The following is a 25,028-nucleotide window of genomic DNA, read 5'->3' as shown; positions in this document are numbered from 1 at the left end:
TTCCATAGAGAGTGGTATCATTTACACTGCTGTATATATTAACAGTTTTGTTATGTCTTTTTCGAGTATTCTTTTAATCATTATGCGTAATTCTTCAGATAGCTCTTTAAAAAACTCTTCAGCAGACGCTTTATTAGAGAAGGGGTTAATCTCTAACCAAACCAATAATAATGGTTTGCAGCAAGAAATTAACCAAGGTTTTATATTAACAAGGCAATCGCAAGATCGCTTTGGACGCATTTGCATTACCTTATGGTTAAAAACAGCATCAGGTCCTGTTAAATTAGAAATACATGATGAATTAGCGGTGTTTTTTGTCAGTGAAGTTCAACAAAAAGAAGCGGTTGATATACTAAATGATGCTTCTATTAAAATTGAAAAAGTTAATACGCTAACGCTTAAAACTTTTAATCAAGAAGTCGTCAGCGGTTTTTATTTTAAATCTATGCGAGATTTTTATGCTGCACGCGATAGATTAAAACATCACAGTATAAAATGTTATGAAGATGATTTTAGGCCAGACGATCGCTTTTTAATGGAACGTTTTATTACGGCTAATTTAAGTTTTATAGGATCTGAAAAAGCCAATTTTGAAACTAAGAACAACCTAGCTAATTACAAAGCTTACTCAAAAGTAAAGTGTAAAACTTTACCGTATCATCAAGCCGATAAAAACATTGCACTAACTATGGTGTCGGTAGATTTAGAATGTTCAATGCAAGGAGAGCTATATTCAATAGGGCTCTACGCTAAGGTAGATGACGAAGATGTAAATTGCGTATTGATGATAGGTGAGCCAGAAGAAACTGAACTTAACTATATTCAATGGGTAGCCGATGAGTCCGCTTTATTACTTGCGTTTATTGAATGGATACACGTTAACGACCCAGACATTATGATTGGCTGGAATGTTGTTAATTTTGATTTTAGTTTATTTCAAAAACGTTGTGATTTACGCGGTATAAAGTTTTCAATTGGCAGAGATGGTACACCACCTCATTGGCGAAAAAATGCTACCAGCGAACAAAAGTTTATTGAAATAGCGGGTAGAGTGGTGCTTGACGGTATCGACTTATTAAAAACAGCGACTCATAACTTTCCTAGTTTCTCCCTCGAAAATGTATCAAATACACTATTAAATACCGGTAAAAAAGTAAAAGACGTTGATAACCGTGTGCAAGAAATTACCGATAACTTTCACAATAACAAACAAGATCTTGCTATTTACAACCTTGAAGATTGTCGTTTAGTTTGGTTGATTTTTGAAAAAACACAACTGTTAGAATTTGCCATATTACGCTCTCAACTTACAGGGTTAGCGATAGATCGCATGGGTGGTTCTGTTGCGGCATTCACCAATTTATATTTACCTAAACTACATCGCAGCGGTTATGTGGCGCCTAATATGGGCGACGGTGAATCTGGGCTTGTTTCACCCGGTGGTTTTGTTATGGATTCAATTCCAGGTTTATACGACAACGTATTAGTTCTCGATTTTAAAAGCCTTTATCCTAGTATTATTCGCACCTTTAATGTTGATCCTATGGGATTAATAGAAGGTTTAGAAGACGATAAACATCAGCGTAATAATCCTATTAAAGGTTTTGATGGAGCGTATTTTTCAAGAGACAAACACTTCTTGCCTGACATTATTCAATCTCTTTGGTTAGAGCGTGATAAAGCCAAAGTAGAAAAAAACGCGGCACTATCGCAAGCCATAAAAATTATCATGAACTCGTTTTATGGCATTTTAGGCTCAACAGGCTGTCGTTTTTTTGATCCGCGTTTAGCTGGATCTATTACTAAGCGTAGCCATGAGCTATTAAAAATAACCAAACAATGGATTGAAGATAAAGGCTACCAAGTTATTTATGGCGATACCGACTCTATATTTGTACATGTAGGCGCAGATAAATCACAAGAGCAAAGCTTAAGCTTAGGTAAAGAACTGCAAACATTAATTAATACTAAAATGGATAAGTTATTGTTGGATGAACATGGTGTTACAAGTCAATTAGAAATCGAGTTTGAAACACACTTTACTAAATTTTTAATGCCTACCATTCGAGGGTTAGATGTAGGCACCAAAAAACGCTATGCGGGTATGATTGTAAACCGAGATAAAGCGTCAGGCGTTGAACATCAACAAATGGTGTACAAGGGCCTAGAAACTGTTAGAACCGACTGGACAGACTTAGCAAAAGAATTTCAGCAAGCTTTGTATTTAAAAGTATTTAACAATGAACCAACCGCCGCTTACATACTTGACATGGTAGAGCGAACCTTAGCAGGAGAGTTTGACGACAAATTAATTTATCGTAAGCGTATAAGAAGAAGACTAAGCGAGTACGTAAAAAATGTTCCGCCTCATGTAAAAGCCGCGCGCCTTGCTGATATGCTTAATCAAGAACAAGGCAAGCCGTTAAGGTATCAACATAAAGGTTGGATTGAATATTACATCACCTTAAATGGTCCACAGGCAAAAGAGTATTTGTCGGCGCCGTTAGATTATCAATTTTATATTGATCGGCAATTAGAAGCGGTAGCCGATGGTATTTTACCTTTTGTTGGATCGAGTTTTAATGAAGTAACTAATAAGCAAATGGGGCTGTTTGGGTAGGCCCGTACTAACTGGTCTTATTGTATCAATAACGAAAGTACGGACCTGGTTGGGACTGGTAAATTAACGATATAAAAGCGTGGGTAACCACATAGATAATTCAGGAATAAAAGTCACTAAAAGTAGAACAATAACTAAAGGTATTACAAACGGAATAGTCGCTTTAGCACATTCTTCAAACGGTACTTTAGTGACTCTTGAAAGTACATAAAGCACCATGCCTACTGGTGGTGTGAGTAATCCAATCATTAAATTTAGTACCATCACTACACCAAAATGAACAGGGTCTATACCTAAACCAACGGCTATAGGTAACAACACAGGCGTTAAAATGGTAATAGCGGCTATGGTTTCCATAAAGCAGCCAACAGCAAATAAAATAAAGGTTATCATTAACAAAATAAGTGTTTTGTTATCTGTAATGGTTAACATCCAACGGGTAAAATCTTCAGTAACATGTTGGCTAGTAAGCACCCACGAAAATATAGCAGCACCTGCAATAATCAGTAAAATAATACTGGTGGTTTCTATAGTTTCCATACTGACTTTTACCAGCTTTTTAATGGTAAGGGTTCGGTATACTAAAGATCCTAAAATAAGGGCATAAACCGTAGCAGCAATAGCCGCTTCAGTTGCGGTAAATACACCAAACAAAATACCACCAATAATAATTGCTGGCGTCATTAATGATAGAAAAGCAGATTTAAACGTAGTGGCTACACGAGGCATACTAAATCCCGCATCTTTAGGGTAGTTACGTTTTTTAGCGTAATAAGCCACCATTATCATCAATGAAACAGCCATAAGTAAACCAGGAATAAAGCCTGCAGCAAATAACTGCCCAATTGAAGCCGATGCCATTACACCGTAAATAATCATGGGTAAACTGGGTGGGATAATTGGCCCAATTGTTGATGATGCCGCGGTAATACCTACCGAAAATCCAGCATCGTAACCTTTATTGCGCATGGCTTTTACTTCAATAGCGCCTAATCCACCAGCATCTGCAACCGCTGCCCCCGACATACCAGCAAACATAATAGATGCACTAATATTTACATGGCCTAAACCACCGCGCATCCAACCCACTAATGCATTAGCAAATTCAAAAATTCGAGTTGTGATGCCAGACGAATTCATTAACGCGCCCGCTAATACAAAAAAAGGAATTGAAAGTAATGGAAAGCTGTCCATTCCTCCCACCATTCTATGAAGTACAACCAGCTCTGGCACTTGGCCATAATAAAGAATGGCGAGTAAAGATGAACCTGCAAGTGCAAAAGCGACAGGAAAACCTAAGATAATCATAGCAAACAGTGAAACCAGTAAAATTGTAATAACCATTAATTTGCCCTTAATCGCAAGACGTGAGTATATCGTCAGCTTTATCAGGTGCTGAAGCCGATAAAATTTTGATGAGATGTTGAATACTTCGGAAAATCAAAATTAAAAGACTCCCAAAAATTACGCCATATAAAACACTAATAGAAATAGGCAACGAAGCCATTTTATGAATGGAAAGCAGTGGGATTATCTGCCATGCAAAATAAGCTAATATTGAAAGAAAAAGCACATTACACAAAGCGATAATACGATAAATATTGTGTGATAATTTGGCAGAGAACCAACGATGAAATAAACTGACAAAGATATGACTGTTGTTTCTAACTCCAATACAGCTACCTAAAAAACCCAAACAAATCAGCTGGTAGCGAGCTATTTCTTCAGTCCAGCCCAGAGGAGACTCAAAAATATAACGACTCATGAATTGAGCAAACACCGTAATGGCTAAAAGCCAAAATAAAATAAACGCTAACCAGTCTTCTACTTTGTAATCAGAAAAAGAAAAGTGATCATCTTCTTCAATATGAAAATCGCTTACGATGGTTTCAGCTTCACCTGATTTATTTGATGTTTTGTAATCTGTCATAAAAATCAGCTCCTAGTTGTTGTTTAATTGCTTGATGGCTAGGTAACACTTTATCTCTAAATAGCTGTCTATCTACGGTCAAAATTTCTGTTCCTTGTTGTTTAAACCATTCAATTAAATCTTTTTCTGATTGACGAGTATCAGCTGAAACATTCGCTGCTGCTTGTTTAAATGTTTCGGCAAATATTTTTTTGTCGTCGGGTGATAAAGATTCCCAAAGGTGCTTACTTGTTAGCGTTAAATTGGTGCCTTGTAAGTGACCCGTTAAACTAATGTACTTTTGCACTTCATTGAATTTTTTAGCTTTAATGGTAGGGAGAGGGTTTTCTTGGGCGTCTACCACTCCTTGTTGTAAGGCAAGGTATACCTCTGAAAACGCGATTGGGCTTGGATTAGCGCCAACAGCTAACGGAAACATTTTGTAAATAGAGGCATTGGGGACGCGTAATTTTAAACCTTTCATATCTTCTGGGGTTAAAATGGGGGAGTTAGAGGTTACATGGCGTTGACCATAGTAGTTGTTTCCTACAACTTGGTTACCTCGCGAAGCCGCTTTATAACCTTCTGAAAGCTCTTTAAATAAAGGACTTTCATTAAAATTTTGCCAATGTTCGTAATCTCTAAATACATAGGGTAGTTCAGATAAACCCATTGGAGGATAACTCTGAGCAGCAAAACTTGTTCCTGTATAAATAATATCTATAGTGCCTAAACTTAAGCTTTGATTAAGCTCAGCTTCTTTTCCCATAATAGACGCTGGAAATACGTCTATTACATATCTTCCATTGGTTTTTCTGTTAATTTCTTCTGCCGCCCAAACCGACCACTTATGAAGGGGTTCTGTTAATTCGTAAACATGAGCCCAAGTTAAGTGTTTTACCTTTTCTGCAGCCATAACTTTTTGCGGTAATAATAAGCATAAGGTGTATACTAATATTGTTTTTATAGTGCGTAGTACAAAGTGTAAATAATGTCGTTTTATTTTGTGATGCTGCATTTCTAAATAATTTTATTATGTTTTTATTATGTTCATTAATATATGATTTGGTAAGAATGTCAATTGTTGACAATAAAATAACTTATTAATTTAAGTTGTTTTAAACCGTTTTATTAGTATTACGTGTTGATGCTAACTTAAGGATAGGTAATTGGTTATTATGATAAAACTTAATATTAACAATGAAATACATAAGGTTGATGCGCCTGATGATATGCCTATATTATGGGTGTTACGTGATTTATTAAACTTTAAAGGAACAAAGTTTGGTTGTGGAATAGGGCAGTGTGGTGCTTGTACTATTCATGTAAACGGTCAAGCTATTCGATCTTGTATAACGCCTGTTGCTGTCGCTAACAATGCAAAAATCACCACAATAGAAGGTGTTGATGATAATGGCGAGCATCCTATTCAAATTGCGTGGAAAGATAATAACGTGCCACAGTGTGGTTATTGTCAGTCGGGGCAGATAATGAGCGCTCTTACTTTACTTGAAAATAATACTAAGCCTACAGACGATGACATTAATAACCATATGTCAGGCAATATTTGTCGATGTGGAACTTATCCTCGTATTAAAAAAGCCATAAAAGAAGCTGCCGCTGTACTTGCAACTCAAGCAGGAGCAAAATCATGAATACCTCAAAATTGTCGCGTCGTGAATTTTTGTCTTATGCAGGTATTGCAAGTGGAGGCTTGTTGTTAGGATGTAGCTCAATAACACCTTCAACATCAAACTTACCTAAATTTGCGAATGTTGTAGAAAGTAAACCGCAACGCTTAAATATCTTTGTTGCAATAAAACCAGATAATACCGTTGAAATTGTGAGTCATCGCGTAGAAATGGGGCAAGGTTCTAAAACGGGTATTCCCCAAATTATTGCTGACGAACTTGAAGCCAATTGGGCTAATGTAAAAGTTATTCAAGGTTTAGGCGATAAGCGCTACGGCGATCAAAATACTGACGGTTCTACAAGTATTCGTAAGTTTTACGACAAGTTAAGAGAGATGGGGGCTTCTGCTAGAACTATGTTAGAACAAGCAGCAGCTGATTACTGGAAGGTTTCGGTTGATACTGTATACGCGAAAGATAACTATGTTGTTAATAAAAACTCAGGCGGTAAACTTTCTTATGGTGATTTAGCTGAATTAGCGAGTAAAAAGCCATTACCAGCTGTTGAGTCGTTAAGTTATAAATCGGCAGCAGATTTTAAATACATAGGCAAACCCGTACCTATTGTTGATTTGCACGATATGGTTACGGGCAATACTACGTATGGAATAGACGTTGATCTACCTAATTTATTAATTGCATCTATTGAACGATGTCCGGTGTTACATGGAACTGTTAAATCGTTTGACCCGACAGAAGCTTTAAAAATAGCTGGGGTTGTTGATGTAATCGAAATGCCTGCTACTCCTGAAACTGTTGTGTATTTTCCGCTATCGGGTGTAGCTGTTGTTGCAACAAACACTTGGGCTGCGCTGCAAGGTAGAAAAGCACTCTCAATAGAATGGGAACTCGGTAAAAATAAAACACATAACTCCAAAGAAGCATTTGAGCAATTTAAAAGTCGCTTAAAAAACTCCCCTGAAACGATAGGTCAAAAGGGAGATGTTACTAAAGGTTTTTCAGCTTCAGATAAAGTGCTTGAAGCAGAGTATCTTGTTCCTTACTTAGCTCATGTACCTATGGAACCCCCTATGGCAACTGCTTGGTTTCATAATGATATTTGTGAAGTGTGGGCAAGTGTCCAAAACCCTCAAGCGGTAATGGAACAAGGTGCTGCTATGATGAAGCTAGAGGTAGATGCGTTTAAAGTTCACTCTACACTTTTAGGTGGAGGCTTTGGTCGTAAGTCTAAAACTGATTTTGCTAATGAAGCAATTTACCTAGCGGATAAAACAAAACGTCCTGTTAAAGTGGTTTGGAGTAGAGAAGACGATATTAAAGCTAGTTACTATCATGCTGGCGCGGTTCAACACATGAAAGCAGGGATAGACAAGTTAGGCAAAATCACATCATGGCAACAAAAGGCCGTTTATCCAAGTATCGCATCTACTTTTGACAGCAAAAAAAATAGCCCGCAAGACTTTGAATTAAGTTTAGGTTTTGGGGATTTACCTTACGATATTGATAACGTACTAATGCAAAAAGCTAATGCAGAAGCACCTGTTCGTATTGGTTGGATGCGATCGGTTTGTAATATTCAACATTCATTCGCATTAAATAGTTTTATTGATGAACTTGCTCATGCAGCTAAAGTACCTACAGCAGAGTTTATTTTTAATGCTTTAGGTAAAGACCGAGAAATTAATCATAAAGAAACCTATAACTTTGCTTTTACCAATTATGGTGAAGAGCTAGAAAGGCATCCTTATTCGGTTACTCGCTATAAAAATGTATTAAAAACTTTAACGGCTAATGTGCCTATAAATGAAACTTTACCTAAAGGACAAGGTTGGGGAATTGCGGTTCATCGAAGTTTTGTTAGCTATGTTGCAGTAGCCACTAAAGTTGAAGTGCTGAATAATAAACTTACAGTAAAAGAGATTCATTGTGCGATAGATTGTGGATTAGACATTAACCCTGATCGTATAAAAGCCCAAATGGAAGGTGCTATGATTTTTGGAACGTCTATAGCGCTAATGGGAAATATTGATATTAAAGATGGCACGATTGTTCAATCGAACTTTCATGATTACCCCGTTACTCGTATAAATCAAGCGCCGGATATTATTGTTCATTTAGCTAATGACAAAAATAAAGTTCCAGGTGGTGTGGGTGAGCCAGGCGTACCACCTGTTGCGCCGAGTATTGCCAATGCTGTTTTTGCTGCTACAGGTAAGCGTTATCGAGAGTTACCGCTCAATCAGTACTTTACAATATAGGTGGTATTATTAAAAAACGAATTCAGTGATGCTGAATTCGTTTTTTAATTGATTGATTTATACAACTTTGATTAGAACTACTTTTGGATAAAGCGAGACCAATATTGCCCACTATTTGATATGTGTTGTTTTAACAAGGTTAAGGTTGCTTCAACATCTCTTTTAGCTATTGTTGCTAACATTTCTTTATGTTCTTTAATGCTTTGGCTAATACGAGCGGAGTTTAATGTTAAATTTGAATGCATAGCAAGTAAAATAAGCCTTTTTCTGCGCCATAAATCTACTGCACTTTTATTATAGTGATTACTGTACATTAATAAGTGAAACTGAGTATCTAAAACTCTGTAGTTATATTGAGTTTCAGGTGTAAGAGCTTCCATTGTTTTTACTAGTTCATGTAGTTCATTTAATTGTTCAGTGGTGTGCCCATCAACAAACCACTCCATTAAATAAGGATCGAGTAACTGTAAAATCTCAAAAACATCACGCATAGTATGATATTCAAACTTAGCTACACGGGCTCCGCTATTAGGAGCTACAGTGACAAAACCTTCACCTTGTAATTGTTTCAACGCCTCTCTAATAGGATTAATACTGGTGTTATAGCGTTTGGCTAATTGTGTAGTAACTAGCCTATCATCACTAACAAAAACCGCATTAGCAATATCATTTAAAATTCGCGCATATATTGTGGTTTCTTCAGCCAATAACGGCGATATTAATTCTTCTTTAATTTGTTGTAATTTAGGCATAAAAAAACACTATAAATTCATCTGTTTGATTTGAAGTAAACGCATATCTTAACATATAACATTAATTATCATTAATCTATTTACTTTTTATCCTTTTAATAGCTACCTCGTTAATAACTAAACTTATTTTATCCATCGTATACAAATAAAGTACTTAAGCCTCTTGAGTTAATGTTTTTATATGTACGATTGATTACACATAATTTATTGGTGTTTATGGTTGATCTTATTTTTTTAATGTGTGATATTTATACTGTGCATGTATGAAAATTACGTTACAGAAGCGTTTATAGTTAATCTCAATGCTTTAGATATGGTATGCAGCTCATGTACTTTTTACATAAAAATAAACAGTCAAAATAAATAATCTTTAACAAACAACAAATTATGAAATTAATGTGAGGGAAAAATGAAACGATATCCTAATAGCTACAGAAAAAAAGCGTTGTCAGTTGCAGTAGCCACGGCAATATTTAATATTGGTGGTATAGCCCCTGTATTAGCAGAAGAAACAAATAAAGCTGAAGATACCGAGGTTATACAAATAGTAGGTATTCGAGGATCACTGATTAATTCTTCTAATATTAAAAGAGAAGCAAGTGGTGTGGTTGATGCGATAACCGCAGAAGATATAGGTAAGTTTCCTGATACTAACTTAGCTGAGTCGTTACAGCGTATTACTGGTGTTTCAATTGACAGAGCGAATAACGAGGGTAACCAAGTTTCTGTACGTGGCTTTGGTCCAACGTTTAACTTAGTTACGCTGAATAATCGACAAATGCCAACATCATCAACATTACTGGAAAATGGTATAGACCGTAGTTTTAACTTTAGGGAAGTTGCAGCTGAAAGTGTTTCAGGTGTTGAAGTATATAAAACGGGTAAGGCTAATATATCTTCTGGTGGTATTGGCGCTACTATTAATATTCAAACGGCTAAACCTTTCGATTTTGATGGTTTTAAAGCGGTAGGCTCTGCCAAAGGTGTTATCGATACTAGCGTCGACAAGGGCGATAGTATTACGCCAGAATTGTCTGGAATGATCAGCAATACTTTTATGGATGGCAAACTTGGGGTGTTAGTTTCATTATCTCATGCTGAGCGAGATAGCAGAAAAGAAAGAGTAGGTGCACAAGGTTGGGTTGCAGGCCGAGGCTCTAATGTTGATACAAGTGGTATTGACCGAAACTTAAATCCTAATGGTACTCACTGGGCACCATTAACAATTGATGTAGATACACAAGATATAGAACGTGAACGCCAAAATGGTCAGTTTATTTTACAATTTGCTCCAAATGACGCTATAACAGCGAGTGTTGATTATGTTTTTTCTCGCTTTAAAGAAGTTAATAGTACAAACCGTACTAGTTTCTGGTTTGATGGTGATACAGGTGGTTCAGCAGATGCTAATGGTACAGTAACTAATCCAATGCGACCTGATGACGAGCTAAATTTTTGGGCTTTTCATTATTTAATTGAAACTGAGAATGATTCGTTAGGTTTAAATTTAAAATGGGATGTAAGTGAATCGTTAAACCTTTCATTTGATTATCATGATTCTACTTCACATTCACAACCCGATGGCCAAAACTCTGAAACTATTATCAACCTAAAAAATCCACGCGTAAATGATACCAATGGTGATGGCACTATTGATCGTGGTGGTGTAGATGTTAGCTATAATACAAGTCCTACTGGTCGTCCTGATGTGTTCTTTGATGCTGCAGATTTACCAGGGCAAGATGCATTTGCTGATCAAAATGTACAGTTTGACCTATACCAACAACGTGGCCTAGAAATTGAAAATAATATTAAACAATTTCAATTTGATGGTGAATGGTTAAATACCAACGATGGCGCTTTAGCTAAAGTTAATTTTGGTTTGGCATTAACTGATTATCAAATTGATACTACAAGACGCAGAACTGTTGCCTTTGTGCCAACCGATATTTCTTCGCTCGACCTTAACTTTGCATCAAGTGAAGGTTTTGGTAGTGAAATTGGCGGAAATAAAAACTTATTCCCATTACTTTCTAACTATAGTGCATTAGAAGCACTAGAATTAACGAAAAGCCAAGGCTTATATGGTGGTGAAGACGAGCCAACATTTAATAATATTAGCGAAGAAACTGTTTCTGCTTATGTCTCTTTTGACATTGAAAATGAATTTAACGATATACCTTTTCAAATGAACATTGGTTTACGTTGGGAATCAACCGATGTTGAAGCGGTTTCATTACAACGCCGAATAGAATACTTTAACTACGTGAATACCGCAGGGCGTTTTGGTGAGATAACCGAACCTGATTTATTTGCCGTTAGCGAACAGTCTGATTATACAAGAGTGCTCCCTAATATTGATTTGAGCGTAGATCTATCTGAAGACGTTATTGCTCGATTTTCTTATAGCACCACGTTAAGTCGCCCTGATTTATCATCAATGTTCCCATCAGTGAGCTACGATGCGAGACCAAACGGACCTTTCAATGCATCAGTAGGAAATACAGACCTAGTACCATTAGAGTCTAAAAATATCGATCTATCTTTAGAGTGGTATTACGATGAAGGTAGTTACGCATCAATCGGCTTTTTCCAAAAATATGTTGAAAACTTTATCGGAAGTAGCACCAGAGAAGGGACTTTACCTGATATTAATGGCCAACCTTTACGTGATCCAAGTGTTATTCCACAAGCTGGCTGTCCAAGTGAAGTTATTGGTGGTAATCCTGCCTGTTTTTCTTCAGCTGAAGATCCTGTAATTAACTTTATTATTTCAACGCCTAGTAACTTAGAAGATGCAGAGGTAAATGGTTGGGAAATTAATGCACAACACTTATTTGGTGAATCAGGCTTTGGCGCAATTGTTAACTTAACTTTTGTTAGCGGTGATGTTGAATTAGATCTTTACGACATTGAAAGTACTTTTGCATTACCTGGTTTAAGTGATTCAGCGAACTTAATTGGTTTTTATGAAAAGAATGGCTTACAAGTGCGTTTAGCTTATAACTGGCGCGATGACTTTTTATGGGCAATGCACCAACCACAAAACCTAATTGAACCAACGTTTACTGAAGCTTACGGACAATGGGATCTTAATGCGAGTTATGAAATAAACGATAATATTTCTGTGTTTGTTGAAGGTATAAATATTACTGAAGAAACAACCAGACAACATGGTCGTTTTGCTGATCAATTGATTAGTTTAGAACAGTTTGGCGCTCGTTATAATGTAGGTATTACAGCTAAGTTCTAAAAAGTATAGCGTGTTATAAATTTCATATTATTGATTATGATGTTAATGATATGGAAGGTCATTGAAAAGCCGTCTTCTTGACGGCTTTTTTGATCATAAAATATTTTATTTAACCTCAACTTAGGTTAATGAATGTTAGTGAACCAATTAAAAGATTTATTTATCAAATGTTTAATATGTATTGTTATTTTCCTAAGATATTAGTCATTAACATTGATATTTTTGTGTGTAACAAGGCGAACTTTTTTCTTTCTGGCTATTAGTAATCAATTCAACGAAGTTAAGTTAGGCGTAAAAATAGCTTGTTGAGTAACTTTGCTTATCCCGAGTTGAGGTTATTTAGTCACAGTTTGTCACCTTTTATTTGTATCCGCAGGGCGACTTACTGGTATGCTTATTAACGCATAAGAATATCAGTGTTGTAAAAACTTCTTAATCTACAATTAATAAGATTAAATTTATTAGTGGCTGCTGAGCTTTTAGGGTTAAACTTTAAATTAACTCAAAGGCTTGCGCTTGTTTTAAAAGTAACCTCGAAAGAGCCACAGACCTTAGAAAACTTTTAATGCACAATAGAGTTACTTACCCAAACTCAACGAATAAACAATCCAATTTTGAAATAATAGGTTTAACATCAATGAAAACACTGAGTAAATTCATCGCTATATTTACATTCATTATTATTATCATTGCTTGTAGCTCTTCAACTTCTGTTGATGCCGTCTATAAAAATATAAATCATGGGAGTAATAAAAATGTAGAAGATGATGCTGCAAATCGATCGAGCTTGTTGGTTGGTTTAGCTATTTTTAAGCGATCGTTATTTGAAGATCGCAACAACCCAATGCCCAGCGATAATTATGTTAAGCCCCTTACTAGAGCAAAATTAGATGCGCTTGATAGTAAAAGTGTTTATATCGTTAAATTAGGGCATTCGTCTATTTTAATGAAAGTTTACGGTAGCTATTGGCTAATTGACCCTATGTTTAGCGAACGAGCGTCGCCTGTTTCTTTTGTAGGCCCCAAACGTTTTGAAGCTGCGGCGATTAGCCTTGAAGACTTACCTAAAATAGATAAAGTGTTCATCTCACATAATCATTATGATCATCTAGATAACGACACTATTAAATTTCTTTCTAATGATTATACGTTCTTTTATGTACCTAAAGGTGTTGATGAAAACTTAATAAGCATGGGAGTTTCGAAAGCCAATATTAAAAGTCTCGCTTGGTGGCAAGAAGTGGAGTTTACAAGTAATGAAGAGAATAAAGGTCGTAAGTTTACTATCGCATTTACACCATCGCAGCATTTTTCAGGAAGAACCTTATGGGATAGAAATGCTACATTGTGGGGATCTTGGGTATTTTTGTTAGATGAATATAAACTCTATTTTAGTGGTGATACGGGTTATTTTGATGGCTTTAAAATGATAGGTGATAAGTATGGGCCTTTTGATGTGAGTTTTATGGAGAATGGCGCTTACGATGAGTTTTGGAAAAAAATTCATATGTTTCCTGCTCAAACAGTACAAGCTCATCAAGATCTTAACGCTAACGTGTTAATACCTATTCACAACAGTACATTCGATTTAGCGTTTCATGATTGGGATGATCCGTTAAATCAAATTTTGAAAACATCACAAGAAAAGCAAGTTACTTTAAGTACTCCAAGGTTTGGTGAGATTATAGATTTGAAAAATCCTATATTTACAGAGCGTTGGTGGCAGTAGGTTATTAGGCTTATATCTAAATTATATGGCTATTGATTTAGCCTAATTACTTTTAAAGTATTCTTACTTATTATCAAAAATTCCGTGCACCTTTAATCTAATCAGGTTATAAATACATTATAGATGGCTAGATAGCTATAATATCTAAAAACGAGAACACATAAATGAAAACAGAAACAAAAGTAGTAACAGCAGGGCGTTCTGCAAAGTGGACAAATGGCGTAGTCAATCCTTCTGTGCAGCGCGCATCAACGGTTGTGTTTGAGTCTGTTAAACAAATGAAAGCTGCAGCAGTAAATAGAACAAATCAAACCTTGTTTTATGGCCGAAGAGGCACGACTACCTCGTTTGCATTTAGCGATGCTATGGTTGAGCTTGAAGGCGGAGCTGGCTGTGCTTTATATCCTTCAGGTACTGCAGCTATTACTAATGCAATTATTTCGGTGGTTAAAACTGGCGATCATATTTTAATGGTAGATAATGCCTACGAACCTACTCGCGATTATTGTGACAAAATTCTCGCTAAAATGGGAGTTACTACCACTTATTACGACCCGTTAATTGGTAAAGGTATCGAAGCGCTTATCCAAGACAACACGAGTTTGATATTTTTAGAATCTCCAGGTTCAATCACCATGGAAATTCAAGATGTACCCGGCATAGCAGAAGTGGCTCATAAGCATGGCTGTATAGTTATGCTTGATAATACATGGGGCGCAGCTGTTAATTTTCAGCCATTTGATCATGGTGTTGATATTTCAGTACAAGCTGCTACCAAATATATAGTAGGGCATTCAGACGTCATGTTAGGTACTGCAACCGCTACTGAAGAGTATTGGCCACAGGTACGTGAAAATAGTTACATTATGGGGCAGTGCACTTCGCCAGACGATTTGTATTTAGCATTGCGTGGTATCCGTACTTTAAGTGTTAGGCTAAAACAGCATCAAACGAGCGCGCTTAAGATTGCGAATTGGTTAGCAACAAGACCAGAAGTTGAAACGGTACTGCATCCTGCTTTACCTTCATGCCCAGGTCATGAATTTTTTGAACGTGATTTTAATGGTTCAAATGGTTTGTTTTCGTTTGTATTAAACAAAGGCAGCCAAGCGGCCATTACTGCGTTACTTGACGGAATGGAACACTTTAAAATGGGCTATTCGTGGGGCGGTTTTGAAAGCTTGATTTTAGCGATATCAAACGTAAAATCCATGCGTACTGCTACAGAATGGAAATACGAGTTTCCGTTAATTAGGCTTCATGTTGGCTTAGAAGATGTAGACGATTTAATTGAAGATTTAACTAAAGGTTTTGAGCGCTTTAATTCGGTGCTAGAGCAAGGTTAATCTTATAAGGTAAGCAATAAAAAAGCACGTTTATGTGCTTTTTTTATATTTATTAATTTAAAAATCAAAGCTTTATAAAGCTTTAGACTTGCATTGTTTATGGTGGCTATTATAAAATGAATAATCGTAAATTAATGGACTAATGGTATGATTAACTTAAAAACAAATTATTTATCACACCTCTTTATTTTCTTTCTTATCGCTCTTTCAGGTTGTTCCACTACATCCGATTTAAAGTCTGATGGTTTATCTCTTTCTAAATCTCGTTTTGCCCATGCTGCAATTAATGATGGGAAGATGATTTATGTGTTTGGAGGTAGTAATAAAAAGGGCTTTCTTTCAAGTATTGAACAAATAAACCCTAATACCAATAAAATACAGGTTTTAAAAAGTAAATTAATACCTAGACGGTATTTTTCAGCTGTTTGGGATGGTGAACATTCTATATATATCATTGGTGGTGTCAGCCTGAAAAATAAAGAGTTTCGATATGAAAATAGAGTTGAAATATTTGATACGATAACTCATGAAGTTAGCTTTGCTAAACCATTACCTTATCCAACTCGAATTAATAGTGCTGTATTCTTAAATAATAATATTTTTGTTTTTGGTGGTGCATACCCTAATAAAAGTGAATTAGTTGCTAGCGCTTTAGTGTCAGTTTATTCCGTTAAACAAAATAAATGGATGAGGGCTGCAGATATGCCTACAGCTAAAACAACTCGATCGGTAGTTAAAGATGACAAGATATATCTGGTTGGTGGATACAATCATAAGTCAGCTCTGAATGTATTTGAGGAGTTTAACCCTAAGACAAATAAGTGGATTTCTCTTCCTTCAATGCCTGTTAAAATGAGTGCACATTCAGTGACTGTCATTAAAGATAAATTATATACATTTGGTGATTACGAAAATTTATCATCAACATATGTTTATGACTTTAAAACTAAAGTATGGGAAAAAGTAGATTTAGGTTATAAAGCGAGTCGTCATAATGCCATTACTACTTTAGACAATACGGTATACGTTATTGGCGGTACTATAGGAAGTAGTGGACCATTCCTTGATGATATTCAAATCTTTAATTTATAAATAACATTATTGTTTCAAAGCTAAAGAGTTATTTTTAGCTTTGAAACTCATTCGTCTTGTCGTCTTATTAAATAATCGGCAAATATATATCAGTAATCGCTTCACTTTGGTTAACAGTAGGAAACATTTTTACGCGTTCAATAAAGCAAGGGAAGTCACGAAGCGTTTTACCACTTTGCGGCAACCATTGGCTGTAAAGTGCGTTTATCATTTTACCTAAATTGTCATCACTTCCTGTATATCGTAATACGGCACAATATCCTTCGGGAATTTCCCCCAGCTCTACACCTTGCGTATTCTCTTTAAGCTTATCTTCTTTCAATTGCTCGTTGTTTGTTAGGTTTTTTGAGGTGATATTGGTGGCTATATCAAATCGGTAGTCCTCTGCTGGTGTAGTGTGTGGGTCGTTATATAAAATATTAAAAGTTTTACTGAGTGTTGGTGGCGTATGGTGTTCTTTTCGCCATTCAATAAAACGTTTTATGCTGCTATGTAACGTTTGAGGTGAACCTTTGTGGGATAAGCTGGCTATTGGGGTTTTATCAAACCATTGTATTTTTACATTCGCTATTAGTGAATTTTCCATAAATTGATTCGCTTGTGTTGTATTTACATTATTTAGATGGTTACCTGAAATGGGTGCCCAGTTAGGCGATTGTTTAAATTGTGTGGGTGTTACTAAAAATACTTTTTTAAACGCGCGCGAGAATGATTCAATATTTTCAAAACCTGCATCTAGAGCAATGTCAGTTATTGTTAAGTGATGATGGTAATAGAGTTGATTAGCTGCTTTTTTCATTCGTTGTAATTGAATATATTGAAAAACAGGTAACCCAACATGCAGGTGAAATAAGCGATGAAAATGATATTTGGATAAATGCTCAATTTTACATAGATCATCTAAAGGAAGCTTTGTATTTAAATTTTTATCTATAAAATGACATACTTTTTGAAAGGGGATATTTTTTATGGTGTCCATATTTATATTGTTTGTATCAATAAGTAAGGCGATGTATTAATAATCTCATAAAATATGAGAGGTTACCTGACAGATCTTGCTGTTGTTAGTTGATAAACTTCCATAGTAAATACAGAAATAAAAAAGCTGAATAAAATATTCAGCTTTTTAGTTTTTTAAATATATTAAGAACACATTATTTGTCTAATAGGGTAAATATCTTTTTAGCAATATCTGTATTGTCTTGATAGCCATTAAACATGTCTTTATTACTGCCTAAAGCGAAAACAGGAACGTCAACTGCTGTATGGCCTGAAGATGTCCAACCTGTATTTGTACGACCATCAATTATTTTTTTAATGGCTGTGTATAGCTCTTTTTGAAGGCTGATTTTTTTAGACTTTGCTTCATCGGTAATTGCCGTAATTTGAATGTTTTTTAACGTATCATTTTTCACTGTGATCAGCGTTGATAGTTCATCTTCAGTTAATTCAAAGTTAAACAATTCATTAGCTTTGGTTTTAGTGATGTCAGTAGCTTCAAATACTTTAGCAATAGATGAAGGTGATTGTAGCATGGTTCTTAAGGTCTCAGGCTTCCATTCGTAAACACCATGTGCACCTAAAGTAACACCACCTGTGCTGTGATCAGCTGTTACAACCACTAAAGTATCAGGATGTGATTTAACGTAAGTTTCTAAGTATTCGAGAGTTTTTGCTAAGTCGTCCATTTCGCCCATCGCTGCTGCTATATCGTTTGAATGTCCGCCCCAGTCAATTTGGCTTGCTTCAATTAATAGAAAATATCCTTGTTTGTTTTCTAAATGTTTTGTTGCTGCTTTGGCCATACTTGAAAGACGATATTTATTGGTATCGTCTAATGCCCAAGGGAGACCTTTTTTATCAAATAAACCGAGTAATGGTTTGTCTGTCGATGTAGTTTCTAGCGCTTGATAACTATCTATGTAGGTGAATCCGTTATCTTTAAACTCGTTCACTAGGTTACGATCGTCTCTAATAAAGTATTTCCAACCGCCACCAAGGTATAAATCGGCTTTTATGCCATTGTCTATGTAGCTATTCGCAATTTCGTTGTAGTTTTGTCTACTTTCATTATGAGATAAGTACGAAGCGGGTGTCGCGTGGTTGATTTGTGAAGTAACGACTACGCCTGTTTTTTTACCGCGTGATTTAGCTCTTTCTAGTACGGTTTCAAGTGGATTTTTATCCATATCAACACCAATAGCACCATTATAGGTTTTATTTGCTGTTGAAAGTGCTGTTGCACTAGCTGCTGAATCAGTTACATATGAATGATGAGTATCAGGGTAGGTACTGCTCATACCCACTAAATGTCTATCAAATACGGTGTTTTCTACTTTAGGTGTTGCTGGATCATCTTTAAAGTAGCGATAGGCTGTTGTATAAGTGGGGCCCATACCGTCACCTACAACCATAATAATATTTTTAGGTGCTGAAATAACTGGCGCTGACTCAGCTGGGGTAACTGTTGTTTTTGATTCGTTACCACACGACATAGTTAAACCAGCAATAGTCAATGCTGCAAGTATTTTATTCATAATAGAATGTCCTATAGATTTTTAAAGGTTATAGGCTGATATCAACCCAAACTAAACGGTGATCTGAAGATGCGGCTCTGTCTTTAACAAGCCTGAATTCATCATCTGTTGGTAATGGCCAAAAAACACCTGAATTTATAACGTTAATATGGTTTTTAGAAGGTAAAACATAATCAGCTCGCATACCCCAATGTGCCGTATGATTTTTACTGTATGGATTACTTTTGTTATGAGCTTTTCCGCCTTTGCTACCAGGCTTGGTGTCTTGAACATTTGGGTGAGCAAGTAAATCGGTTATGCCTTCTTTAATGGCATCGCCATCAACACTTGAAGCATTTTGGTCACCCATAATAACAAAAGCGCTATTTGGGGCTATGCCGCCTTTTACGCCGTTGTCGTCGTATAAATAATCGCTTTTATTTGGCGTAATATAATCGTTCCATAATCGTATTTCGTCGTGATTACGCTTACCGTTTCTATCTTCAGGACCATCAAAAACAGGCGGAGTAGGGTGGCTAGCTAATACGTGAAGTGTTTTGTTACCAATAGATACAGGAATATCCCAATGAGATTTAGACGATAATCTAAAGTTATTCCATGCTTCTTCGTTGTACCAAGGTTTATTCGTTTTTGGGTCTATTGGCTTTAAAGCGTTTGGCATATCTTTCCATTTAAAGTGTTGGAAAGTTCGAATACCTTTTTCATTGATAGGATACTTAGATAATAACACCATACCGAAATGGCCAGGGAAGTAGCCAAAGCCGTAATTATCATTGGGTGAGTCGCCTTTAACTTTATCGTTATTTAAATCAAAAGGGGTAGGAACCCCTGTATTTACTGGGCCTTGATAAAAATAAGGGAATTTAATGGCTGCTTGTCCCTGTTGGCTTTTATTTAAGTACTGAGATAAAAAGAGCTTAATGGCTTGATGAGAGTCATCTTCACGATCAAATTCATTCAATAAAATAATATCAGGATTTACACGTTGAATTATTTCAGCAATATTTCTTATTTGTTGATGATTGTTTTTTAATTGCGTACCGAGCTCATTACCTTTTACTGATGGAGCTTGGCCTTTAACATAAGGAAGATAATTTAAAGCTTCCATACTTACATTGAATGTTGCTATACGAAGTTTTTGAGGTGTTTCAGTTTCATTAGCCATGCTTAAGCCTGTAATGAGTAAAGGTAAAATCGCTAGCAGTAATATAATTTTTTTCAATGTTGTTCCTTATTTAGCAATAGGGGATTAATCTTTCTTTAAACCACAACCACGCAGAATAAAGTCGGTTAAAAAGGCAGTAACTTTTTCACAATCTTCATCTTCAAAATCTGCTTGATTCATGACCGTTAATATTTGATTGTCAAAGTCAGCATAATGTTGAGTTGAAGACCAAATAAGAAAAATCAAATGTACAGGATCAACATTAACCATTTCACCACTGTCTATCCATTGCTGAAATAAAACCGCTTTTTCTCTTACCCACTTACGTAAATAGGTACGTGTAAAATCTTTGAGGTGTTGTGCGCCCTGTATAATTTCCATAGCATAAATTTTAGAGGCCGCAGGCTCTTTAAATGATAACTGAACTTTTGACGCGATAAATTTTTCAATAGCAACTATAGGTCCGTGGTCAGGATCTATATCGCCAATAGCATTATCCCACATTGCTAATGTGCGCTCTAAAACAGCATGGTATATGTTCTCTTTATTTTTAAAGTAATAAAGTACATTAGCTTTAGGTAATTCTGCTCGGTCTGCAATCGCTTGTACCGTAGCACCTTTATAACCCTGTAAGATAAATTCTTCTTGAGCGGCAGCTAATATTTTATCTTGGCTTTTTTCTCTAATACTGCCTTGTTTTGTAGTTTTGATAGTCTGCTCTTTTTGTTGAATGTTACTTTGTTTGGTTAGTTTATTATTTTCTTTCATATAATTGAACACTCCTTTAATCAAAAGTTGCAGCTTGCATACATATACACGGCCTTCACTACCCTAGCTATTGTTCCTTATAGCTGACTATCTGGTTTGATTACTGTTATGGCTTTGTATCATTTGTACCATTTTAAAACAATTTAATGACAGAAATATTAAATTGTTTTCGTTAGGCTAAGGTTGTTATTTGGAACTTTAATTACGAATAAACCCTAAGATTCGTAAAATTGATAAAATATTGTAGGTTATTACTTAATAAATATCATATTTTTATTTTTGTTGATTATTGGGTGTGTTTTTTAAAAACTCTATATCTTATTGTTTTAAGGCTTTATATTGCTATTGATTTATAACCTGACCAATTGGTTTGTTAATTAAAGTTCTTTTGTTGGGTATAATATTTTGTTTTAAAAACAACCTTTTTAATATCTAAAAGAATCTATAAAATAAATATTGTTTTCTGTGTTTTTGTTTTATCTTGTTGTTTTTAAAGGTTTATTTGTGTTTTTCTTTTGATTTTATGAAAATGGTGGTAAGTGGTTTTTATTTGAGTTTTAACTTGTTCCAAAATCATGTAATGAAAATGTAAAGAAACTTTGCTTTAATCAGAATCGACAATAATAAATATAAAAAAATAAATACTAACTAATTGCACAACATTTTACTTAAACATAAGAAAACTAATTTTAAACTTATACTAAGGAATAATATGATGAAAAATCATCGTCTCTCAAAACTTACAGGTGCTGTAGTTTTAGCACTTGGTTTATCAACATCAGCTATGGCTGCTGATACCTCTTCAGGTATTAGGGGTACTATTGTTGGGCCTGCAGGTAATGCAGCTGCTAACACCACCATTATTGTTACGCATGAGCCTTCAGGCACACGTAAAACATTAACAACTAATGACTCAGGAGCATTTTTCGCTCAAGGGTTACGTGTTGGTGGGCCTTACACAATAGAAATTGACTCTGATAAATTTCAAGATAAAAAATTATCAAATGTTTATATTTCATTGAGTGAAGTGTTTCGTGTTTCTGAATCTCTAGAAGATTTAAATGTAGAACGTATTGAAGTAACTGGGACATCTACTTTATATGAACAAATAAGTGGTTCTGAAAGTACTTTTTACGGTGATCAAATTAGTAAGGCGGCTTCTTTTAACCGAGATATCAAAGATATTGCTCGTCAAAACCCTATGGCTGTTGTAGGTAATGATGGCTCTTCATTATATTTAGCAGGAAGTAACCCTCGTTATAATAGTTTGAAAGTTGATGGTGTAAAACTGAATGATGATTTTGGTTTAGCTGGTAACGGTTACCCAACTGAGCGCTCGCCTATTGCTTTTGATTCGATTGAACAATTAAGTGTTGCAATTGCACCTTTCTCTGCAAAAGAAGGTGGTTTTTCTGGTGGACAACTTAGTGTTGTTACAAAATCAGGTACGAATGATTTTCACGGAAGTGTATTTTTTGAAAAAGCACAAGATTCTTGGGCAGGTGATCCTGAGCATCCTGAAACAGGCGAAGACATTAAATTAAAATTTAAAGAAGAAAGTTATGGAGCGACTTTAGGTGGTCCAATTATTAAAGATAAGCTTTTCTTCTTTGCTTCATATGAAACATTTGAAGCACCTAGTACTGTTAATACCGGCCCTGCTGGTTCTGGTGTAGCAAATGAAGTCAGCAATGTATCATTAAGTGATCTTGAACGTGTAGTGAGTACAGCACAATCTAAGTATGGTTATGATGCGGGTTCTTGGGATGCATCAATTCCTTTAGAAGATGAAAAATATTCTTTAAAATTAGACTGGAATATTAACGACGATCATCGTGCATCATTAACTTATGGTTATGGCTTCAGTAATAGTGCAGGTAATACAGCTGGTCGTTCAAATGAATTGTACTTATCTTCGCATTGGTACAATAGAACAAATGAGTACAAGACTTACGTAGGTCAAGTGTTTTCATACTGGACTGAAAACTTTTCAACTGAAATGAAAGCATCATACAAAGAAAGTACAAACAGCCAAGCTTCTGTTGGTGGTTTGGAATTTGGTGAAGTTAAGATTGATCATGGCGGCGGGACAATTAATTTAGGTTCTGATGATAGTCGTCATGCTAATCAACTGAGTAATGAAACATTGCAATTACGATTCAGTGGTGAATATTTACTTGATGATCATGCGATTTCATTTGGTTGGGAATACGAAAAAGTTGATGTATTTAACATCTTTATGCAACATTATTTAGGATCATGGTACTTTGATTCTATTGAAGACTTTGAATCAGGGAACGCTGATTGGTTTGAATATCAAAATAACCCAAGTTTAAATAGAGATGATGCTGCTGCAAGCTTTAGCTTAAGTAACCATGCTTTTTATGTTGAAGATAGCTGGGATGTTAATGATAGTTTCAATTTAACTTATGGTTTACGTTATGAACGTATTTCTAACAGTGACAAACCAACAGAGAATCCATTATTTGAAGAACGTAATGGTTTTAAAAACAATGAAAATTTAGATGGTACAGATATATTTTTACCTCGTGTAGGCTTCAAATGGGATCTAGATGAAGAAATTGAAGGCTTAACGCTTCGTGGTGGTTTTGGTTTATTTAGTGGTGGTAGTCCTAACGTATGGGTATCAAACTCATTTACTAACGATGGTAGTCGTATTGCTGCCTATAGTAGCCGAAATGAAAGTGATGCTGACCAATCTTTGGTTGATGCATACCTAAACAACCCAGATCCTAGCAGTATTCCACAACGAGCTTTAGATGCAATCTCTGGTTCATCGCTAGACGGTGCTAATTCGAATATTGATGCTATTGATCCTGATTTCGAAATTCCAAGCACATGGCAATATAGTGTTGCAGCAGATTATGTTGCTGACTTTAGTGCTATAGGGTTAGGCGAAAACTGGAACATCAGCGGTGAAGTTTTATACAAGAAAGTTAAAGATGGAGTTATTTGGGAAGATTTGAGTCGTCAAGTTGACACTTCTCGTGGTCTTAACGGCTATACTGTAGATGGTCGCCCAATCTATGGTTTTGCATTTAATACAGATAGTGAAGCTTATCAAGCAGGTGATCAAGGACGAGGTCGTCGTGATATTTTAATGACAAATATTGGTGGTGGTGAAACATTAATTAAAACGTTTAGTTTAAGTAAAACCTTTGAAAGTGGTTTGAATATGAATTTCTCGTATACTAATACTGATGTGGAAGATCGCTTTGCAGCATCAGGTACTTCATCTAATACATCATATGAGTTCCATCCGGTATACGATCCACAAAATGTTGCTCTAGGTACTTCATCTTATGAAACTAAGCACAGAATTACATTCAATTTACGTTATAGCACTGAGTTCATCGGTGGTTATGCAACAACATTCCATGCATTTTTTGAACGTAAATCTGGTCGCCCATACAGCTGGGTGTTAGGTAAAAACTTTAATGAAACTGGTTTAGATGGTGATTTAGATCTTCATCCGGCATATTTACCTTACATTCCAACAGGAGCTGATGATGCAGCCGTTGATTTTGTAAATGGTATGAGTTATTCAGAAATTGTTTCACAACTTGAAGTTCTTGGGTTATCTACTGAAGGTGGAGCTTTAGCTAAAAATAATCAGCGTGGTCCTTGGGTTTCAAGTCTTGATTTAAGAATTGAACAAGAGCTTCCTGGTATTTTTGATGGGCATAAAGGCTTGTTGTATCTAGATATTGATAATGCTTGGGCAATAATTGATAAAGACTCAGCTCGTGTTTATAAAAATGAATTTGGTAACAGTACGTCAGATTTATTTGGTTATGATATAAATGACCAAGGACAATATGTGTACAGCTCTAAAAACGCAGAGGCAGATGATGCACCTATTGTTTTTGAAGATAGAGCATCTACATGGAATGTTAAAATTGGTGTTAAATACACGTTCTAATTTA

General features: G+C 35.6%; 16 protein-coding genes. 8 read left to right on the top strand and 8 right to left on the bottom strand.

Annotation, left to right across the window (positions count from 1 at the left end):
* Window positions 1–52: 52 nt before the first annotated feature.
* On the top strand, window positions 53–2,620 hold the full coding sequence (locus ACM9HF_RS04340) for a DNA polymerase II (RefSeq protein ID WP_473614638.1): 2,568 nt from the start codon (window positions 53–55) through the stop codon (window positions 2,618–2,620).
* 63 nt (window positions 2,621–2,683) lie between these two features.
* Here ACM9HF_RS04340 and ACM9HF_RS04335 read toward each other — a convergent pair whose 3' ends face one another.
* Genes ACM9HF_RS04335 through ACM9HF_RS04325 form a run of 3 tightly spaced genes read right to left on the bottom strand, consistent with a single transcriptional unit; the run spans window position 2,684 to window position 5,445 of the window.
* Window positions 2,684–3,964 (bottom strand): TRAP transporter large permease, encoded by a 1,281-nt coding sequence (locus ACM9HF_RS04335; protein WP_473614635.1) that lies wholly within the window; start codon window positions 3,962–3,964, stop codon window positions 2,684–2,686.
* 10 nt (window positions 3,965–3,974) lie between these two features.
* Window positions 3,975–4,550 carry a TRAP transporter small permease gene (locus tag ACM9HF_RS04330; protein WP_473614632.1) on the bottom strand — a complete coding sequence of 192 codons (576 nt, stop codon included), beginning with the start codon at window positions 4,548–4,550 and terminating at the stop codon, window positions 3,975–3,977.
* A complete protein-coding gene (locus tag ACM9HF_RS04325) occupies window positions 4,525–5,445 on the bottom strand; it encodes a sialic acid TRAP transporter substrate-binding protein SiaP (RefSeq protein ID WP_473614629.1) in 921 nt (306 codons plus the stop codon). Before ACM9HF_RS04325 ends, ACM9HF_RS04330 begins: the two co-directional genes overlap by 26 nt.
* 262 nt (window positions 5,446–5,707) lie before the next feature.
* Here ACM9HF_RS04325 and ACM9HF_RS04320 point away from each other — a divergent pair, with 262 nt between their 5' ends.
* Entirely contained in the window at window positions 5,708–6,184 is a 477-nt protein-coding gene (locus ACM9HF_RS04320) for a (2Fe-2S)-binding protein (protein WP_473614626.1), read from the top strand.
* The gene (locus ACM9HF_RS04315) at window positions 6,181–8,439 is read left to right on the top strand and encodes a xanthine dehydrogenase family protein molybdopterin-binding subunit (RefSeq protein ID WP_473614623.1); all 2,259 of its coding nucleotides are present in this window, start codon (window positions 6,181–6,183) and stop codon (window positions 8,437–8,439) included. The genes ACM9HF_RS04320 and ACM9HF_RS04315 overlap by 4 nt, the downstream gene beginning before the upstream one ends.
* 77 nt (window positions 8,440–8,516) lie before the next feature.
* Here ACM9HF_RS04315 and ACM9HF_RS04310 read toward each other — a convergent pair whose 3' ends face one another.
* Entirely contained in the window at window positions 8,517–9,191 is a 675-nt protein-coding gene (locus ACM9HF_RS04310; RefSeq protein ID WP_473614619.1) for a GntR family transcriptional regulator, read from the bottom strand.
* A gap of 409 nt (window positions 9,192–9,600) precedes the next feature.
* Between ACM9HF_RS04310 and ACM9HF_RS04305 the strand changes: the two genes are divergently transcribed.
* The 4 genes from ACM9HF_RS04305 (at window position 9,601) to ACM9HF_RS04290 (ending at window position 16,611) form a co-directional block, all read left to right on the top strand.
* The gene (locus ACM9HF_RS04305; protein WP_473614615.1) at window positions 9,601–12,444 is read left to right on the top strand and encodes a TonB-dependent receptor; all 2,844 of its coding nucleotides are present in this window, start codon (window positions 9,601–9,603) and stop codon (window positions 12,442–12,444) included.
* 565 nt (window positions 12,445–13,009) lie between these two features.
* Window positions 13,010–14,173 carry an MBL fold metallo-hydrolase gene (locus ACM9HF_RS04300; protein WP_473614612.1) on the top strand — a complete coding sequence of 388 codons (1,164 nt, stop codon included), beginning with the start codon at window positions 13,010–13,012 and terminating at the stop codon, window positions 14,171–14,173.
* A gap of 164 nt (window positions 14,174–14,337) precedes the next feature.
* Window positions 14,338–15,519 carry a cystathionine beta-lyase gene (locus ACM9HF_RS04295; RefSeq protein ID WP_473614609.1) on the top strand — a complete coding sequence of 394 codons (1,182 nt, stop codon included), beginning with the start codon at window positions 14,338–14,340 and terminating at the stop codon, window positions 15,517–15,519.
* A gap of 147 nt (window positions 15,520–15,666) precedes the next feature.
* Window positions 15,667–16,611, top strand: coding sequence for a Kelch repeat-containing protein (locus ACM9HF_RS04290; protein ID WP_473614607.1), 945 nt, complete (start codon window positions 15,667–15,669; stop codon window positions 16,609–16,611).
* Between the two features lie 67 nt (window positions 16,612–16,678).
* Here the strand turns inward: ACM9HF_RS04290 and ACM9HF_RS04285 are convergent, their stop codons facing one another.
* The 4 genes from ACM9HF_RS04285 to ACM9HF_RS04270 all read right to left on the bottom strand — a co-directional run bounded on the left by ACM9HF_RS04285 (window position 16,679) and on the right by ACM9HF_RS04270 (window position 21,081).
* Window positions 16,679–17,590 (bottom strand): AraC family transcriptional regulator, encoded by a 912-nt coding sequence (locus tag ACM9HF_RS04285; protein ID WP_473614603.1) that lies wholly within the window; start codon window positions 17,588–17,590, stop codon window positions 16,679–16,681.
* A gap of 175 nt (window positions 17,591–17,765) precedes the next feature.
* On the bottom strand, window positions 17,766–19,106 hold the full coding sequence (locus ACM9HF_RS04280) for an alkaline phosphatase (RefSeq protein ID WP_473618253.1): 1,341 nt from the start codon (window positions 19,104–19,106) through the stop codon (window positions 17,766–17,768).
* Window positions 19,107–19,176: 70 nt separating this feature from the next.
* On the bottom strand, window positions 19,177–20,358 hold the full coding sequence (locus ACM9HF_RS04275) for an endonuclease/exonuclease/phosphatase family protein (protein ID WP_473618252.1): 1,182 nt from the start codon (window positions 20,356–20,358) through the stop codon (window positions 19,177–19,179).
* A gap of 39 nt (window positions 20,359–20,397) precedes the next feature.
* Complete coding sequence (locus ACM9HF_RS04270; RefSeq protein ID WP_473614600.1) at window positions 20,398–21,081, bottom strand: TetR/AcrR family transcriptional regulator; 684 nt, start codon at window positions 21,079–21,081, stop codon at window positions 20,398–20,400.
* Window positions 21,082–21,793: 712 nt separating this feature from the next.
* On the opposite strand from ACM9HF_RS04270, the gene ACM9HF_RS04265 reads away from it, so the two are divergent.
* Window positions 21,794–25,024 carry a TonB-dependent receptor gene (locus ACM9HF_RS04265; protein ID WP_473614596.1) on the top strand — a complete coding sequence of 1,077 codons (3,231 nt, stop codon included), beginning with the start codon at window positions 21,794–21,796 and terminating at the stop codon, window positions 25,022–25,024.
* The last annotated feature ends 4 nt before the right edge of the window (window positions 25,025–25,028 follow it).

Origin of the sequence: Colwellia sp. RE-S-Sl-9 (genome assembly GCF_048296855.1) — a bacterium.
In the GTDB taxonomy this organism is placed as follows: domain Bacteria; phylum Pseudomonadota; class Gammaproteobacteria; order Enterobacterales; family Alteromonadaceae; genus Pseudocolwellia.
Note: the sequence above shows the minus strand (reverse complement) of the source record. Positions and strands in the feature narration are given on the sequence as shown.